Source organism: Bradyrhizobium genosp. SA-4 str. CB756 (assembly GCF_000473125.1).
GTDB classification, from domain to species: Bacteria; Pseudomonadota; Alphaproteobacteria; order Rhizobiales; family Xanthobacteraceae; genus Bradyrhizobium; species Bradyrhizobium arachidis.
The window spans coordinates 3,329,648-3,345,368 of sequence record NZ_KI421499.1; the positions used below are offsets into that span (position 1 = coordinate 3,329,648).

The following is a 15,721-nucleotide window of genomic DNA, read 5'->3' on the forward strand; positions in this document are numbered from 1 at the left end:
ACATCACAGCCTCCCATTCTTCGGATACCGTTTGCAACCTCAGCGATCTCAATCGGAAGCGCTCTGTCGATGGCAGGGCGCACGCGGTGGCGTTTTGCCGCGTGGTGGAAGCCCTGCGCGCAAAGGAAAGAGATCTTGACGCAATGACGCGTCTTCGTCTCCCCGAGCGTCGAGAAAGAGGGGACCAGACAATGCGTCCAGCGTACCGGACAACGCGCCGTCGTCGGCACCTGCCAAAACCTTCGCCGTAGCGTCAGGTCCACCATGTTGCGGGCGGACCTCGATCATCGCGAGTGGTTGCCGGACGATGCAAAGACCGGCGAGATGCTCTTCATTCCCGGCGGAACCTTTCGCATGGGATCCGACCATCATTACCCCGAGGAGGCGCCGAGCCATCGGGTCGCCGTCGACGGTTTCTGGATCGATCGCACGCCGGTCACCAACCGGCAGTTCAAGCAATTCGTCAACGCGACACGCCATGTCACTGAAGCCCAGATCGTTCCGGATCCGAAGGACTATCCAGGCGCCCTGAAGGAGATGCTCTACGCGGGATCACTGGTTTTCTCTCCGCTGCCGCGCATCACCGATCTCACCGACTGGAGCCAGTGGTGGTCATTCATGCGCGGCGCCAATTGGCGTCATCCTTACGGTCCCGGCAGCAACATCAAGGGCCTCGACGATCATCCGGTCGTGCACGTCTCCTACAGCGATGCGGCGGCCTATGCCCGTTGGGCCGGCAAGGAGCTGCCGACGGAAGCCGAATGGGAGTTTGCCGCGCGGGGCGGCCTCGAGGGCGAGGAATTCGCCTGGGGCGATGCGCTGATGCCGGGCGGTAAGCACATGGCCAATATCTGGCAGGGAAACTTCCCCGTCCAGAATCTCGGCGAAGATGGGTACGCACGTACCTCGCCGGTCATGGCCTTCCCGCCCAACGGCTACGGCCTCTACGACATGATCGGCAATGTCTGGGAGTGGACATCCGACTGGTGGTCGGCGCGGCACACGGCCGAGGCTGCAAAACCCTGCTGCATCCCAAGCAATCCGCGCGGCGGCCGCGAGGATGCGAGCTTTGATCCATGTCAACCGGACATCCGCATTCCGCGCAAGGTTCTGAAGGGCGGCTCGCATCTCTGCGCGCCGAACTATTGCCGCCGTTATCGTCCCGCCGCGCGGCATGCCGAGCCGATCGACACCTCGACCAGCCATGTCGGCTTCCGCTGCGTGGTGCGGATGCCTCCCGTCACTCACCGCGAACAAGAAGGATCTGCTGCAACATAGGGAGCATCGCATGAGCAGCGAGTTGAAGAACAAGAACAACCAGTCCAGTCAACCGATCGATCGCAGACATCTGCTGCTTGGAACATCCTCCATCGTCGCCGCCGCGGCCCTGACGTCCGAGGCCATGGCGCAGGCCCAGAAAGCAGCCCCAGCGCCCAACCCGTCGCAGACGTCGTCCGGCCGCAAGCCGAACATCCTCGTGATCTTCGGTGACGATATCGGCCAGACCAATATCTCCGCCTATTCTTTCGGCGTGATGGGATATCGCACCCCGAACATCGATCGCATCGCCAAAGAAGGCATGATGTTCACCGACTATTATGCCGAGCAGAGCTGCACCGCCGGGCGATCGTCGTTCATCACCGGCCAGTGCACGCTGCGGACGGGATTGTCGAAGGTCGGCATTCCCGGCGCCGCCGTCGGCCTCCAGTCACGCGACGTGACGATCGCCGAATTGCTCAAGCCGCTTGGCTACGCCACGGGCCAGTTCGGCAAGAACCATCTCGGCGACCGCAACGAGTACCTGCCGACCGTACACGGCTTCGACGAGTTCTACGGCAATCTGTATCACCTCAACGCCGAGGAAGATCCGGAGAACCGGTTCTATCCGCGCGATCCCGGCTTCCTGGAGAAATTCGGACCGCGCGGCGTCCTGCGCTGCAAGGCCAGCGACCGCGACGATCCGACCGAGCACCCACGCTTCGGACGGGTCGGCAAGCAGACCATCGAGGATACCGGCCCGCTGAACAAGAAGCGGATGGAGACGATCGACGACGAGACCTCGGCTGCCGCGATCGATTTCATCAAGCGGCAGACCCAGGCCAACACGCCGTTCTTCTGCTGGTTCAACTCCACCCGCATGCATTTCCGCACGCACGTCCGGCCCGAGCATCGCGACAAGCCCGGGCTGACGTCCCGGACAGAATATGCGGATGGAATGATCGAGCACGACGCGACGATCGGAACGATCCTGAAGGCGCTGGACGATCTCGGCATCGCCAACGACACCATCCTGATCTACACGACCGACAACGGACCGCACCAAAATTCCTGGCCGGATGCCGGCACGACCCCGTTCCGCAGCGAGAAGAACACCAATTGGGAAGGCGCGTTCCGCGTTCCCTGCATGATCCGATGGCCCGGCCGCATCGCTGCCGGCACCGTGTCGAACGAGATCGTCAGCGGTCTCGACTGGATGCCGACGCTGCTCGCCGCAGCAGGCGATGCCGACGTCAAGCAGAAGCTGCTGACCGGTTATCAGATCGGCGGCGAGACCTACAAGGTCCATCTCGACGGCTACAGCCAGCTCGCCTACCTCACCGGTCAACAGCCGAACAGCGCCCGCAAGGAATTCGTCTACTTCAACGATGACGGCGACCTCGTCGCGGCGCGCATCGAGAACTGGAAGGTCGTTTTCGAGGAACAGCGTGCGACGGGAACGATGCGAATCTGGGCCGAGCCGTTCACGAAGCTCCGTGTCCCGAAATTCTTCAACCTGCGGTCCGATCCTTACGAACGCGCCGATATCACGTCCAATACCTACTATGACTGGCTGATGTCGGACGCTGCCGGCGTCCTCATTGCCGGCCCTGCAATCGTCGGTCAATTCCTTGCAACCTTCAAGGAGTTTCCGCCCAGCCAGCGACCTTCGAGCTTTAGCATCGATCAACTCCAGGAGAAGATGCAACGTAGCTTCGAAGCCGCGCAGAGTAACTGACGGTGGCGGAATGGCGGGAGATGCAACGGTCGGATCGTGAAGAGCGCATCCGGCCGTCTTGGTCGCAATGGCGCGCCATCGCGTCGCGAAAGTCATATCGCGTCGTCCTGGCCGTCGTCATGCTCGTCTCGGTCGGAGCATCGCGCGCATCGGCCCAGACCGATCCCTTGCCATCCTGGAACGACGGCGCGGCGAAGCAGGCGGTGACCGATTTCGTCGCGCGTGTGACCAAGGACGCTGGACCGGACTTCGTGCCGCCCGCCGAGCGCATTGCTGTGTTCGACAATGAAGGCACGCTCTGGTGCGAGCAGCCGGTCTATTTCCAGCTCGCCTTCGGTTTCGACAGTGTCAAGGCGTTGGCGCCGAAGCATCCCGAATGGAGGCATCAGCAACCGTTCAAGGCATTCCTCTCGGGTGACAAGCAAGGCCTCGCGTCGCAGGGCGAGAAAGGCTTGCTGGGGCTGATCGCGGCCGCACATAGCGGCATGACGACCGATGATTATGCCGTATCGGTAGCCGGATGGCTCGCGCAGGCCAGACACCCACGCTTTGACCGTCCCTACAACGAACTGGTCTATCAGCCGATGGTCGAGCTGATCGCCTATCTGCGCGCGAACGGTTTCAAGACTTTCATCGTCTCCGGCGGCGGCGTCGAATTCATGCGGGTGTGGGCCGAGAAAGCCTACGGCATTCCGCCGGAGCAGGTGGTCGGCTCGTCCGGCATCACGCAATTCAGGATCGGCCCCGACGGACGCCCTCTCCTGACGAAGCTGCCCAAGGTCGAATTCATCGATGACGGCCCCGGCAAGCCGTCAGGCATCAACCGCTTCATTGGCCGTCGCCCGATCCTCGCCTTCGGCAATTCGGACGGCGACCAGCAGATGCTGCAATGGACCGCGGCCGGGCCTGGCGCTCGTTTCCTCGGCATCGTCCATCACACTGATTCAGCCCGCGAATATGCCTACGACCGGCGGTCCAAAATCGGAAAGCTAGACAAGGCCTGGGATGAAGCGGTGCAGCGTGGCTGGACCGTGGTCGATATGGCCAAGGACTGGAAGACAGTGTTCGCGTTCGAGCGCGGCAGCACGGGAGCGTCGCAATGACAAGGCGGCCGTCATGAGCGGCTACGACATCTTCGCATGGATCGTGCTGGTGATCCTGCTCGCCAGCGCGATCGGCGTCGTCTGCATCGCCGGCTGGCTGCCCGGACACATCGCGAAGTCCCGCGGCCATCCCCATGCGCAGGCCGTGACAGTCGCCGGCTGGATCACGCTGTTCTTCGGCTTCGCGCTGTGGCCGCTCGCATTCATCTGGGCCTATCTCGACGTGCCCGCGCGCAAGGCGGGAGATGCGTGATGGCCGTCGCGATCCTCAACACCTACCTGGTGCTGCTGTTTCTTCTGGTGCACTTCGGCGTCGTGCGCTTCAACCTGTTCTGGAAGGCGTCGCCCTTCATCGTCATGGCGATCGTACTGATCTGTCTCTTCATCCCGATGGGATGGGGCGCGCCGCAAGGCAATGCGCTGGTCGTGCGCAATGCGGTCTCGATCGTGCCTGACGTCGCCGGCGAAGTGACCGACGTCCCTGTCGCCGCCAACGTGCCGCTCCGATCCGGCGACGTGCTGTTCAAGATCGATCCGACGCCCTACGCCGCCCAGGTCAAGGCGATCGATGCCCAGTTCAAGCTCGCCAAGACGCGGCTCGGCCAGATGACGCAACTTTACGAGCGCGACGCCGGCCGCGGCTTCGATGTCGAGCAGCGCCAGTCCGAGGCGGATCAGCTCTCCGGCCAGCTCGAGGCCGCGCAGTGGAACCTCGACAAGACCGTGGTGCGTGCGCCCACCGACGGCTACGTCACCAATCTTGCGCTGCGCAAGGGCGCGCGCGTCGCCAATTTGCCGCTGTCGCCGGTGATGGCCTTCATCGACACCTCCTCCACCATCATCGGCGTCGAGATCAACCAGATCGATGCACGTTACGTGGCACCCGGCCAGGAGGTCGAGGCGACCTTCAAATTCGCGCCCGGGCAGATTTTTGCCGGCAAGGTCGAGAGCGTGCTCCAGGCGATTGCGCCGGGACAGACCCAGACGTCGGGCACGGCCGTCATGCCGAAAGCGATCGAGGCCGCGCCTTTCGTCGTTCGCGTCAAGCTCGACGATGCCGATTTCGTCAGACGTTTGCCGGCCGGCAGCGCCGGCACGGCCGCGATCTATACCGACCACGTCAAGCCGACCCATGTCGTGCGTCGCGTGATCCTGCGGCAGGTCGCGATACTGAATTACGTCAATCCGTTCTGAGCGAGAGGCGCCATGAAAAGAGCATTGATGACGGCTTCATTCCTTCTCCTCACGCCCGCCGCGCATGCGCAATCGCAAGTCCCGGTGACGGTCGACAATTTTGGCCGCGCAGAGAGCGATCTCTATTTCGGCAACGGCGTCAAGGATGCCGGCGGGATCGGCAAGCTGTTTCACCATCGCGAACCGATTCAGATCAACAAGCAGATGGTGATCCGGTCCAACCGCGACACGTTGTACTCGACCGTCGTCCTCGACCTCGACGCCGGCCCCGCGACGATCACGTTACCGGATGCAGGCAAGCGATTCCGGTCAATGCAGGTGATCAACGAGGACCACTACGTCGTCGGCAAGGTCGAATATGGCGCGGGGAGCTACACATTCGACAAGAACAAGGTCGGCACGCGCTACGTCATGATCGCGCTGCGGACGCTGGTTGACCCCAACGATCCCAAGGACATCGAAAAAGTCCACGCCTTGCAGGACGCGGTCAGGATCAGCCAGAAGTCTCCGGGCAAATTCGACATTCCGAACTGGGATGCCGGCAGCCAGAAGAAGGTCCGGGATGCCCTTCTGGTGCTGGCTGCAACGACGGGTGGGTTCAAGAATGCGTTCGGATCGAAGGAGCAGGTCGATCCGGTCAAGCATCTGATCGGGACCGCAGCCGGATGGGGCGGCAATCCCGACAAGGAAGCCACCTATCTCAGCTTCAATCCGGAAAGGAACGACGGCACCACGGTCTACAAACTGACCGTTCCCGGCAACGTGCCGGTCGACGGTTTCTGGTCGATCAGCCTCTACAATGCCGAGGGCTACTTCGAGAAGAACCCATACGGCGCGTATTCGCTCAACAACATCACCGCGGCGAAATCTGCTGACGGCTTCGTCGCTGTGCAGTTCGGCGGCTGCGACGGCAAGATCCCGAACTGCCTGCCGATCATGAAGGGCTGGAACTACACGGTCCGGCTCTACCGGCCGCGGCCCGAAATCCTGAACAGCAAGTGGAAATTCCCCGAACCGCAGGCGGTGGGCGGATCATGAGCGACATTATGCATACCCTGGAGGCTGTCATGAAGCGTGCAATCGTTGCCGCTTTCGCCGTCATGTTGACCATGGGCACGAATGCGCAGTCGAACTCCTTGGATGAACTCACTGCGCACCAGGCTCAAGCCCGCGCCGTCGAGGCCGTCATCTGGGGGATGCCGATCGTCAACTACGACCTCATGCTCCAGGAGATGCTGACCAAGACGCCGGGCAAGGTGAACCAGGTGATCTATTGGGGCAAGCCGCTGGACTGGAAGAACCAGACGCTGACGCCGAACCCAGATACGCTCTACTTGATGGCGTTCCTCAACACGAAGGATGCTGGTCCGATCGTGATCGAGATTCCGCCGGCAGGCGCTGCGGGCTCCCTCAATGCCAACATCGTCAATGCCTGGCAGCAGCCGCTGGAAGACGCAGGCCTGCTCGGCGTCGACAAGGGGGCCGGCGTCAAGCTCGTGATGCTGCCGCCCGGCTACACGGGCCAGGTGCCCGCAGGCTTCGAACCGCTTCAGCCCAACACGTTTGGAAGCTACGCCCTGTTCCGCTCGAATATGAAAAGCCATGGCGATGCCGACGTGGCGAACTCCATCGCTTACGGCAAGCAGATCAAGATCTATCCGATCTCCCAGGCATCCAGCCCGCCGCAGACGGTCTTTACCGACGTCAAGGACGTCGTGTTCGACTCGACGATCCGCTACGACGACAGCTTCTTCGTCAATCTCCATCGCGCCGTGCAGAGCGAGCCATGGCTTCCACGCGACCGCGCGATGATCGATCAGTTGCGCGCGATCGGTATCGAGAAAGGCAAGGCGTTCGCGCCCGATGCGAGGGTGAAGCAGGCCCTCGCAGCCGGTATCGCCGAAGCGCATGCATGGATGGCGGCGAAATACGACGCCGGTCTGCCTCCGTTCTTCGAGGGAACGCACTGGACCGTTCCGGCGCATCCCGACTTGCTCAAGGCGGCGGCGGCTGAATTCGACGAGCCGGACGCCTATCCGGTCGATTGGCGGGGCATTACCTATACGTACGCCTATATCGGCATCAAACGGCTCGGTGCAGGCCAGTTCTACCTGATCAACATCAAGGACAGAGACGGCCAGAGCTACGACGGCGCGACGACGTATCGCCTGCACGTTCCGCCTGATGTGCCGGTCGAGCAGTATTGGTCGCTGACGGCCTATGATCGCGACACGCACGCGCTCATCAAGAACGTCGACCGCGCGAGTCGCGCTTCGAACAATGCCAACGGGAACAGAAATGCTGACGGGTCCGTCGATCTCTATCTCGGGCCGAAGCCGCCCGCCGGCCAGGAGGCTAACTGGATCCCGACCGACCCCGCCCGCAAGTTCGAGCTGATGTTCCGCCTTTACGGGCCGAAGCAGGAACTCTTCGCGAAGAGCTGGAAGCTACCTGACGTCGAACGGTTCGCGACGACCGTCGGAGGCGCCACGAAGTAGCGGGACCGTGGGACGTGGATTGGTGGCTACGACAAGCGTGAGGGGAATGACATGACGGGACAGCTTCGCAGCGCCACGCTTGGCATCGCAATGGCGTTCACCGGCTTCGCCGCCCAGCCTGCCCTCGCCGATTCCGGCGGCGTCAGCTTCTGGCTTCCAGGCATCTTCGGCAGCCTCGCCGCCGTGCCGGTGACGCCGGGATGGGCCTATTCGACGATGTACATTCACCTCAACGAAAAAGCCGGGGCCGGGCAGAACTTCGTCACCAGCGGCGGCATCTCGGGATCGGTGACCGCCGGCCTCAAGGCTCATGCCGACGTGCTCGTGATGGGTATCACCTACACCTCGGCGATGCCGGTGCTCGGCGGCCAGGCCGGCTTCACCGTGCTCACCGCTCCCGGAAACATCGGCGTCGGCATCGACGCGACGCTGACCGGGCCACGCGGCAACGCCATCTCGGGCAGCGCCACGGACAACCGCACCACGCTCACCGACGTGTTCTACCAGGGCACGCTGAAATGGAACCAGGGCGTCCACAACGAGCTGGTCTACATCACCGGCAACATCCCGAGCGGCACCTATGATTCCAGCCGGCTCGCGAATCTGAGTTTTGGCTTCCCGGCGATCGATGCGGGCGCCGGCTACACCTATCTCGATCCGAAGACCGGCCACGAATTCTCTGTCGTCGGCGGCCTCACCTATAGTTTCATGAACGGCGCGCTGCAGTACCAGAATGGCATCGACTTCCATCTCGACTGGGCCGCCTCGCAGTTCGTCAGCAAGAACGTCCATGTCGGGCTCACCGGCTACTACTTCCAGCAGATCACCGACGACAGCGGCCCCGGCGCCAAGCTCGGCGGTTTCAGGGGCATGTCGGTCGGCATCGGCCCGCAGATCGGCTTCATGATCCCGATGTCCGACGGCTATCAGGGCTATCTCAACATCCGCGGCTACAAGGACCTCGAGACCGAGAACCGGCCGAACAGCTGGTCGACCTGGGTCACCTTCTCGGTCTCGCCGGCAGCGCCCGCGCCGGCCGCGACGAAGCCGATCGTTCGAAAATACTGACGGAGGCGTCACGCAGCTCCGATGACGGGAGAGAAGACAAAGCGGCAGTTTCGCATCGGCTTCCAGACATCGATCATCACGGTGTTCGTGGGCGTGGTGCTGCTCGTGGGCCTGACGCTGGTCTATCTCAGCTTCGAGCGCGTGACTTCGATCACGCGGACGGCCGCCTCCGGCTTCATCGAGAAGGTGGCGCAGCTCGGTGCCGACCATGTCGACGAGCAGTTCAAGAATGTCCGCGACAATCTCGACGTCCTGTCCGGCATGCCGCCGATCCAGGAGGCCGACATCGCGGACAATTCGCGGCTATACAGCCTGATGGCGGCGATGCTGCGCAACAACCCGCAGCTCTTCAATCTCTATGTCGGCTACGAGGACGGCTCTTTCATCGAGATGGACGTGATCGACCGCGCCAAGCCGGCGTTCCGGGCGGGCCTGAAGGTCGATGAGGATGCGAAATTCCGGCTGGTCGTGATCTCGCGCACGGCCGGCAGCGCCCCGGTCACGCAATATCTGTCCGAAAACCTCATCGAGGTCGCGGAGGTCCCCGGCCCTGCCGGCTACGACCCACGGCAGCGGCCCTGGTATGTCGAGGCGTTCAGGAACGACAAGACGCTGCTGACGGGGCCTTACGTCTTCTACGCCACGGGCGAGCCCGGCTACACGCTGCGGACGCCGCTGAAGGAAGGCCGCCGCGGCGTCGTCGCCGGCGACGTGCTGCTGAACCGGTTCGAGGACATGCTGGCGGAGCAGAAGCTCGGCCAATCGGGCCTCGCCTTCCTGTTCAATGATGCCGACCGCATCGTCGGCCATCCCGAGATGAACCGCCTGATGGCGGAGATCCCGGAGCGGCAGGACGACCTGCCGCAGATCGGCGCGCTCAGGCTTCCTGCATTGGTGCCGATCATCCGCTCCTGGCGCGGCGGCGGGCCGGCCCAGCAATTCTTCGATGACGCCGCGGGCCGGACCTATATCGCTGCGGTTCACCGGCTGGATACGACCGGCTCGGCCAATGTCCGGCTCGCGATGTTCGCACCGCTGGATGAATTCTACGCCCAGATCATCAATGAGCGGCGCACGCTGTTCGCGCTGGCGCTGGCTTTCGTCGGCGCGACCATGCCGTTCGCGTTCTGGCTGGGGTCGCGGATGGCGCAGCCGCTGCGCAAGCTGGTCGAGGAGACCGATGCGATCCAGCGTTTCGACATCGCGGAACGGCCGCGCATCCATTCCGCCATCGCCGAGGTCGAGGAGCTCGGCCGCTCGGTCTTCACCATGCGCAGCGTGGTCCGCAGCTTTGCGAGCTTCATTCCGCGGCCGATCGTGCGGCAGCTGATCGAGACCGGCTCATCACTCCGCCTCGGCGGCTCCAGGCGCGAGGTCACCGTGCTGTTCACTGACGTCGCCGACTTCACGGCCAAGACCGAACGCGCGGACCCGTCGCAGGTGATGATCTACACCTCGCGCTATTTCGCGGTGCTGTCGGACGAGATCATGCGGCACCAGGGCACGGTCGACAAATATATCGGCGATGCCGTGATGGCGTTCTGGAATGCGCCCGCGGATGATCCTGATCATACCGCCAATGCCTGCCGCGCGGTTCTCGCCTGCCTCGCGGCCAACGAGGCCCTCAACAAGGACTTTAGGCGCGAGGGCTGGCCGCCCTATGACACGCGCTTCGGCCTGCATGTCGGCGATGCCGTGGTCGGCAATGTCGGCTCGAGCGACCGGATGAACTATACCGCGCTCGGCGCCACCGTGAACCTGGCGTCACGGCTGGAAGGCCTCAACAAGAGCTACGGCACGCGCGTGCTGGTCAGCTCGGCTGTTCGTGCCCGCGTGGGCCATGCGTTCCTGTTCCGCAGCGTCGACAACATCACCCCGAAGGGGTTTGCCGAGCCGATCGAGGTCAGCGAGCTGCGCGGGGAGCTGGCGCAGGCGGGCGAGGCCGAGATTGCGATGTGCCGCCGCTGGGACGAGGTGTTCGCGTCAATCGCCCAGGACGGTTCGGCCGAGACGGCCCCGGTCCGGCTCTCCGGATTCCTGCACGACTATCCCAAGGACTCCGTCGCGCTGCTTCATGCCCAGCGATTACGGTCCTCAGCCCAGGGGGCGGCGGCATGAGCATTCGCGAGCCCAGTCGCCGGCAATTGCTGCGCCGTGGCGCCGCGCTGGCGGTCGCGTCGGTCGGGCTCGCGGCACCGGCCATTGCGCAGGCCCGCACGAAACTCCGGCTCGGCTATCTCCACGTGGTCGCGGTGGACGGTCATATCCGGACTGGCCTCGATCGCGGCTCGTTCGACCGCGAAGGCATCGATTTCGAGCTGCAAGAGTTCAACACCGGCCCCGAGGTCTTCGAGGCGATGATGCGCGGAGAGCTCGAGGTCGTCTCGGCCGGCGGTGTCATCTCCAATTATCTTGCGCTCGGTCGCGGCCGGGGTTTTCTCATCAACGACATCGAGGTTGCGACCGCGCAGCTCTGGGGCCGGCCGTCGCTCGGGGTGACCAAGCTCGCCGATCTCAGGGGCAAGCGGATCGCGACGACCAAGAAGACCACGGCGCACATCTTCCTCGACCGGGCGCTACGCGCCAATAGCATCAATCCGTCCGAGGTGGAGATCGTCAATTCGAGCATGCCGGACGCGGTCGGGGCGTTCATCGCCGGCGAAGTGCCGGCCGTCGCGCTCTGGGTACCGTTCAACGTCGCCGTGCGCGAGGCGCTGCCCGAGGCGGTGAAGCTGGTGGATGCCTCTGCGTTCTATCCGCAATCGGCCGTGCTCGGCGGCTGGGCGGCGCGGACCGATTATTATGCCGGAAACAAGGAGATCCTGAGCCGGATCATCCGTGGCTGGGTCGATGCGAACGACCACATGGTGCGCAACCCGGCCGCCGCGGCCGAAGCGCTCCAGGCCCACTACAGGCGGTCGCGTCCGGCCGATCTCACCGAGGCCTTCAAGGCGCAAAAACTCTACTCCGCGCGTGAATGGCGGCGGCTCTACGCGGACGGAACCGTCGCAAAATGGTTGCAGCAGGTCAGCGACTTCTTCATGACGGACGCCGGTGTCACCAATGCCGTGCGCGCGTCGGATTATTTCGACACGCAGCTCTACCTGGCAGCGGTCGGATAGTGATCATCCACGAACGCGACCGGCGTCCCTTTCGCGACGCGCCCGGCAACGCGTTCGGCGTCCCAATTGGTGAGGCGCACGCAGCCGTGGGATTCGGCCTTGGAGATCTTGTCCGGCGATGGCGTGCCGTGAATGCCGTAGCCTTCGGCGGACAGGTTGATCCAAATCGTTCCGACCGGATTGTTCGGACCGGGCTTGATGGTGAAGGGCTTGCGGGAATGGACGCCCTTGAAGCGGTAAGCGGGATTGTAGCGATAGAACGGATTCTTGCTGACTTCCGTGACCTTGAGCGTACCTGAAGGCGACGGCTTCTCCTCGCTCCCGACGGTTGCCGGATAGAACCCGATCAGCGCATTCGACTTGTCGAACAGCTTGACGGTCTGCCTGACCTTGTCGATCTCGACCCGGTCGGCCTTGGCGGGTGCCTCCTCGCCTGCGCTCGCGGTGTCGACGACGACGATGGTGTCGCCGGCTCGATCGAACTGGCGCCCGGGGTTGAGCGCGGCAAGGAGCCGCTCGCTCATGTGGAACTTCTCGGCGAGGGCTTCGCGCGGACTGGTGTAGCCAAGCTTCGGGATGTCCTTCATGTCCTCCATCTTCGACGGCAGCTTGTTCAGGAACGGGCCCGCCATGTCCTGCTCGGTGATGGTGTAGGTCAGCGTCACCGGCCGGTCGTCCGCCCGCAGTGCCTTCCAGACCTCCTCGGTCGGGTTGTCCGAGCTCGGCAGTTGCCGGGCTTCGGCATAGGCCCGCAGCGCCTTCTTCGCGTTCTCGCCGAACCTGCCGTCGATCTCGCCTGGCGAGAAATGCGCCCTGTCGAGCAGGACCTGCAGACGCACGCCCGCCGGCGTCGGCTTCTCGTTCGAGAGACTCTTCTTCGAGGGCTCGGCAGAATCGATGGCGGCGGGGTTGATCTCGGCCGCGAATGCAGGCGCCGTGCTCAGCGCAAGGGCCAGAACAAGGCAGATTTCGCGGGCGCGGCCGGCCGACCTGGCGCCCATCACTGTCCTTCGCAACACGCGACCGCCCATCTGCCAGCTCCGGGATGGAGACACTCACCGAAATGGCAACTCGGCGCGAGGGCAGAAGTTTCCGGTTTTTCCCGGGCGGAGTTGTCTGCGGCGCATCCTTCGAGACGTCCGCCCACGGCGGGCTCTCAGGATGAGGTCGCGTCCTACGGCGAGATATCAGACCGCCGCGCGGCGCGCCGCCATCTCCGCCGCGAGCAGCAGCGCGGCGCGGCTGGCACCGATCGATGCGATGCCCTGGCCGGCGATGTCGTAGGCGGTGCCGTGCGCGGGCGTGCAGATCGGGAACGGGAAGCCGCCGAGCAGGGTCACGCCGCGATCGAACCCCATCAGCTTCATCGCGATCTGGCCCTGGTCGTGATACATCGTCAGCACCGCATCGAAGGCGCCGGCCTTGGCGCGCAGGAACACGGTATCGGCCGGGAACGGTCCCTCGGCGGCAATGCCCTCGGCCTGCCCGGCCGCGACCACGGGCGCGATCACATCGATCTCCTCACGGCCGAAATTGCCGCCGTCGCCGGCGTGCGGATTGAGACCGGCGACCGCGATGCGCGGCCGCGCGAAACCGGCGTTGCGCATGCAGGCATCGGTCAGCTTGAGCGCACGGTGGATGCGCTCGCTGGACAGGTTTGCGGCGACGTCCTTCAGCGGAATGTGCGAGGTGACGCGTGCGTTCCAGAGCCGGTCCAGCACGTTGAATTCGCTTGCAGGCGTCCTGAGCCCGACAACCTCTGCGGAAAACGCGATCTCGTCGTCATACTCGGCGCGGGCAAGCCGCATCGCCTGCTTGTTGAAGGGAGTGAAGCAGACGGCATCGACATGGCCGTCGCGGCCAAGCTCGAGCGCGTGCCGGTAATTGGCGAGCGCGAATTTGCCGCCGGCAAGGGTCGCGGTCTTCGGCTCGACATTTCTGGGATCGAGATGGCGGAGGTCAAGGAACAGTGCATCGCCCTGTGTCGCGCGAAAGTTGGCGCCCTGCTCCACTCTGGTCAGCTCCGGTGTGACGCCCGCGACGCGCGCGCCCTCGTCGAAGATCCGGCGGTCGCCGATCACGACCAGGCGGCAGCGGGCGCGGATATCGTCCTGAGCCACCAGCTTCGCAGTCAGCTCTGGGCTGATGCCGGCGGGATCTCCCATTGCCAGCGCGATGAGCGGCTTTGCGGTCATATGATCACCTTCTCCTGAGCAGTCGTCGTCTCATTGGCGGATGGCGCAGGCTTGCGAAACAGGCGCGCGAACTGCAAGGCAAGCGGAAGCAGGAGCAGCGCAATGCCGCCCACGATCAGGCAGGTCACCAGCTTGTTGGCGAAGAAGATCCCGAGCGATCCCTTCGACATCAGCATCGATTGCCGGAACGCATCCTCGGCCTTGTCGCCGATGACGATCGCGAGCACCAGCGGCGCCAAGGGATAGAACAGCTTCTTGAAGAGATAGCCGACAATGCCGAAGCCGAGCATCATGACTACGTCGAGATAGGAGTTCGACACCGAATAGGCGCCAACGACGCAGATGATGACGATCAGCGGCGCGATCACCACGAAGGGAATCCGCATCAAGGCGGCGAACACCGGGACGGTCAGCAGCACCAGCGCGACGGCGACGATGTTGCCGACATACATCGAGGCGATCAGGCCCCAGACGAAGTCTTTCTGGTCCACGAACAGCATCGGGCCGGGATTGAGGCCCCAGATCATCAGGCCGCCCATCATGACGGCGGCGGTGGCGGAGCCGGGAATGCCGAGCGAGAGCATCGGCAGCAGCGCGCTGGTGCCGGCGGCGTGGTCGGCCGTCTCCGGCGAGATGATGCCTTCGACCTCGCCGGTGCCGAAATATCGACCGCGGCGCGAGAAGCGGCGGGCGATGCCGTAGCTCATGAAGGACGCCGCGGTCGGGCCGCCCGGCGTGATCCCCATCCAGCAGCCGATCGCGGCGCTGCGCAGCAGCGCAACGCTGTGGCGCGGCAGCCGGCCGACCGCACGGAACACCTCGCGCCAGTCGATCTTGGAGGAGACCGCGCGGGCATGGAACTCCTCCTCAACCGCGACCAAGAGCTCGCCAATGCCGAACAGGCCCATCACCGCGACAACGAAGTTCACGCCCTTCACCAGCTCGTCCACGCCCATGGTGAGGCGCACGCTGCCGGAGACGGTGTCGATGCCGATCGCAGCGATGGCAAAGCCGATCGCCAGCGCCACGACGGTCTTGATCGGCGCCGCGCCGCCCATGCCGACGAAGCTGGCGAAGGCCAGGAAATAGACCGCGAAATATTCCGGCGGCCCGAAGGCGAGCGCGACCTGCGCCACCCAGGACGCCAGGAACGTGATCAGGATGACGCCGATCAGCGCGCCGAACGCGGCCGAGCCGAAGGCGGTCGCGAGCGCCGTGGTCGGCCGGCCGTCGCGCGCCATGGGGTAGCCGTCGAAGGTGGTTGCGACGGAGGACGGCTCGCCGGGGATGTTGAACAGGATCGAGGTGACGGAGCCGCCGAACAGCGCGCCCCAATACATGCTGGAGAGCAGGATGATCGCCGACACCGGCTGCATGCCGAAGGTGAGCGGCAGCAGCAGTGACACACCGTTGGGCGCGCCTAGTCCCGGCAGCACACCGACGAGAATGCCGAGCAGCACGCCGACCGCCATCAGGAGCAGATGCGGCATGGTGACCGCGATGGTGAAGCCGTGGAGGAGCTCCTGGAGATTGTCCATCCGCTCCT

13 protein-coding genes are annotated in these 15,721 nt (G+C 64.1%); 10 read left to right on the top strand and 3 right to left on the bottom strand.

The genetic code is table 11. The annotated features are described in order from the left end of the window. Nucleotides 1-264 precede the first annotated feature (264 nt). The 10 genes from BRAGE_RS0116485 (at nucleotide 265) to BRAGE_RS0116530 (ending at nucleotide 11,980) form a co-directional block, all read left to right on the top strand. A complete protein-coding gene (locus BRAGE_RS0116485) occupies nucleotides 265-1,278 on the top strand; it encodes a formylglycine-generating enzyme family protein (protein ID WP_027557915.1) in 1,014 nt (337 codons plus the stop codon). Nucleotides 1,279-1,288: 10 nt separating this feature from the next. Beyond that, nucleotides 1,289-2,995, top strand: coding sequence for an arylsulfatase (locus BRAGE_RS0116490; protein ID WP_027557914.1), 1,707 nt, complete (start codon nucleotides 1,289-1,291; stop codon nucleotides 2,993-2,995). A 119-nt stretch (nucleotides 2,996-3,114) separates the two neighbouring features. Then, nucleotides 3,115-4,098 carry an HAD family hydrolase gene (locus BRAGE_RS48745; RefSeq protein ID WP_051378467.1) on the top strand — a complete coding sequence of 328 codons (984 nt, stop codon included), beginning with the start codon at nucleotides 3,115-3,117 and terminating at the stop codon, nucleotides 4,096-4,098. A gap of 13 nt (nucleotides 4,099-4,111) precedes the next feature. After that, complete coding sequence (locus BRAGE_RS0116500; RefSeq protein ID WP_027557912.1) at nucleotides 4,112-4,351, top strand: DUF3302 domain-containing protein; 240 nt, start codon at nucleotides 4,112-4,114, stop codon at nucleotides 4,349-4,351. Beyond that, entirely contained in the window at nucleotides 4,351-5,292 is a 942-nt protein-coding gene (locus tag BRAGE_RS0116505) for an HlyD family secretion protein (protein WP_027557911.1), read from the top strand. The genes BRAGE_RS0116500 and BRAGE_RS0116505 overlap by 1 nt, the downstream gene beginning before the upstream one ends. A gap of 12 nt (nucleotides 5,293-5,304) precedes the next feature. Further along, on the top strand, nucleotides 5,305-6,330 hold the full coding sequence (locus BRAGE_RS0116510) for a DUF1254 domain-containing protein (protein WP_027557910.1): 1,026 nt from the start codon (nucleotides 5,305-5,307) through the stop codon (nucleotides 6,328-6,330). A gap of 29 nt (nucleotides 6,331-6,359) precedes the next feature. Then, complete coding sequence (locus tag BRAGE_RS0116515; RefSeq protein ID WP_035731270.1) at nucleotides 6,360-7,790, top strand: DUF1254 domain-containing protein; 1,431 nt, start codon at nucleotides 6,360-6,362, stop codon at nucleotides 7,788-7,790. 51 nt (nucleotides 7,791-7,841) lie between these two features. Further along, on the top strand, nucleotides 7,842-8,858 hold the full coding sequence (locus BRAGE_RS0116520; RefSeq protein WP_027557908.1) for a SphA family protein: 1,017 nt from the start codon (nucleotides 7,842-7,844) through the stop codon (nucleotides 8,856-8,858). Nucleotides 8,859-8,879: 21 nt separating this feature from the next. After that, complete coding sequence (locus tag BRAGE_RS0116525) at nucleotides 8,880-10,976, top strand: adenylate/guanylate cyclase domain-containing protein (protein WP_027557907.1); 2,097 nt, start codon at nucleotides 8,880-8,882, stop codon at nucleotides 10,974-10,976. Then, nucleotides 10,973-11,980, top strand: coding sequence for an ABC transporter substrate-binding protein (locus BRAGE_RS0116530; protein WP_027557906.1), 1,008 nt, complete (start codon nucleotides 10,973-10,975; stop codon nucleotides 11,978-11,980). The genes BRAGE_RS0116525 and BRAGE_RS0116530 overlap by 4 nt, the downstream gene beginning before the upstream one ends. Here the strand turns inward: BRAGE_RS0116530 and BRAGE_RS0116535 are convergent. The 3 genes from BRAGE_RS0116535 to BRAGE_RS0116545 all read right to left on the bottom strand — a co-directional run bounded on the left by BRAGE_RS0116535 (nucleotide 11,959) and on the right by BRAGE_RS0116545 (nucleotide 15,713). Beyond that, nucleotides 11,959-12,981 carry a L,D-transpeptidase family protein gene (locus BRAGE_RS0116535; RefSeq protein ID WP_035729772.1) on the bottom strand — a complete coding sequence of 341 codons (1,023 nt, stop codon included), beginning with the start codon at nucleotides 12,979-12,981 and terminating at the stop codon, nucleotides 11,959-11,961. The two genes, BRAGE_RS0116530 and BRAGE_RS0116535, sit on opposite strands and share 22 nt — an antisense overlap. Before the next feature lie 186 nt (nucleotides 12,982-13,167). Further along, nucleotides 13,168-14,175: a 4-hydroxythreonine-4-phosphate dehydrogenase PdxA gene (locus BRAGE_RS0116540; protein WP_027557904.1), complete on the bottom strand. Its 1,008-nt coding sequence runs from the start codon at nucleotides 14,173-14,175 to the stop codon at nucleotides 13,168-13,170. Continuing rightward, entirely contained in the window at nucleotides 14,172-15,713 is a 1,542-nt protein-coding gene (locus BRAGE_RS0116545; RefSeq protein WP_027557903.1) for a tripartite tricarboxylate transporter permease, read from the bottom strand. Before BRAGE_RS0116545 ends, BRAGE_RS0116540 begins: the two co-directional genes overlap by 4 nt. Between the last annotated feature and the right edge of the window lie 8 nt (nucleotides 15,714-15,721).

What these genes read in the sequence shown, in the direction of transcription:
- BRAGE_RS0116485 (WP_027557915.1), top strand. Translation starts at nt 265, where the DNA reads ATGTTGCGGGCGGACCTCGATCATCGCGAGTGGTTGCCGGACGATGCA.
- BRAGE_RS0116490 (WP_027557914.1), top strand. Translation starts at nt 1,289, where the DNA reads ATGAGCAGCGAGTTGAAGAACAAGAACAACCAGTCCAGTCAACCGATC.
- BRAGE_RS48745 (WP_051378467.1), top strand. Translation starts at nt 3,115, where the DNA reads ATGCTCGTCTCGGTCGGAGCATCGCGCGCATCGGCCCAGACCGATCCC.
- BRAGE_RS0116500 (WP_027557912.1), top strand. Translation starts at nt 4,112, where the DNA reads ATGAGCGGCTACGACATCTTCGCATGGATCGTGCTGGTGATCCTGCTC.
- BRAGE_RS0116505 (WP_027557911.1), top strand. Translation starts at nt 4,351, where the DNA reads ATGGCCGTCGCGATCCTCAACACCTACCTGGTGCTGCTGTTTCTTCTG.
- BRAGE_RS0116510 (WP_027557910.1), top strand. Translation starts at nt 5,305, where the DNA reads ATGAAAAGAGCATTGATGACGGCTTCATTCCTTCTCCTCACGCCCGCC.
- BRAGE_RS0116515 (WP_035731270.1), top strand. Translation starts at nt 6,360, where the DNA reads ATGAAGCGTGCAATCGTTGCCGCTTTCGCCGTCATGTTGACCATGGGC.
- BRAGE_RS0116520 (WP_027557908.1), top strand. Translation starts at nt 7,842, where the DNA reads ATGACGGGACAGCTTCGCAGCGCCACGCTTGGCATCGCAATGGCGTTC.
- BRAGE_RS0116525 (WP_027557907.1), top strand. Translation starts at nt 8,880, where the DNA reads ATGACGGGAGAGAAGACAAAGCGGCAGTTTCGCATCGGCTTCCAGACA.
- BRAGE_RS0116530 (WP_027557906.1), top strand. Translation starts at nt 10,973, where the DNA reads ATGAGCATTCGCGAGCCCAGTCGCCGGCAATTGCTGCGCCGTGGCGCC.
- BRAGE_RS0116535 (WP_035729772.1), bottom strand. Translation starts at nt 12,981, where the DNA reads ATGGGCGCCAGGTCGGCCGGCCGCGCCCGCGAAATCTGCCTTGTTCTG.
- BRAGE_RS0116540 (WP_027557904.1), bottom strand. Translation starts at nt 14,175, where the DNA reads ATGACCGCAAAGCCGCTCATCGCGCTGGCAATGGGAGATCCCGCCGGC.
- BRAGE_RS0116545 (WP_027557903.1), bottom strand. Translation starts at nt 15,713, where the DNA reads ATGGACAATCTCCAGGAGCTCCTCCACGGCTTCACCATCGCGGTCACC.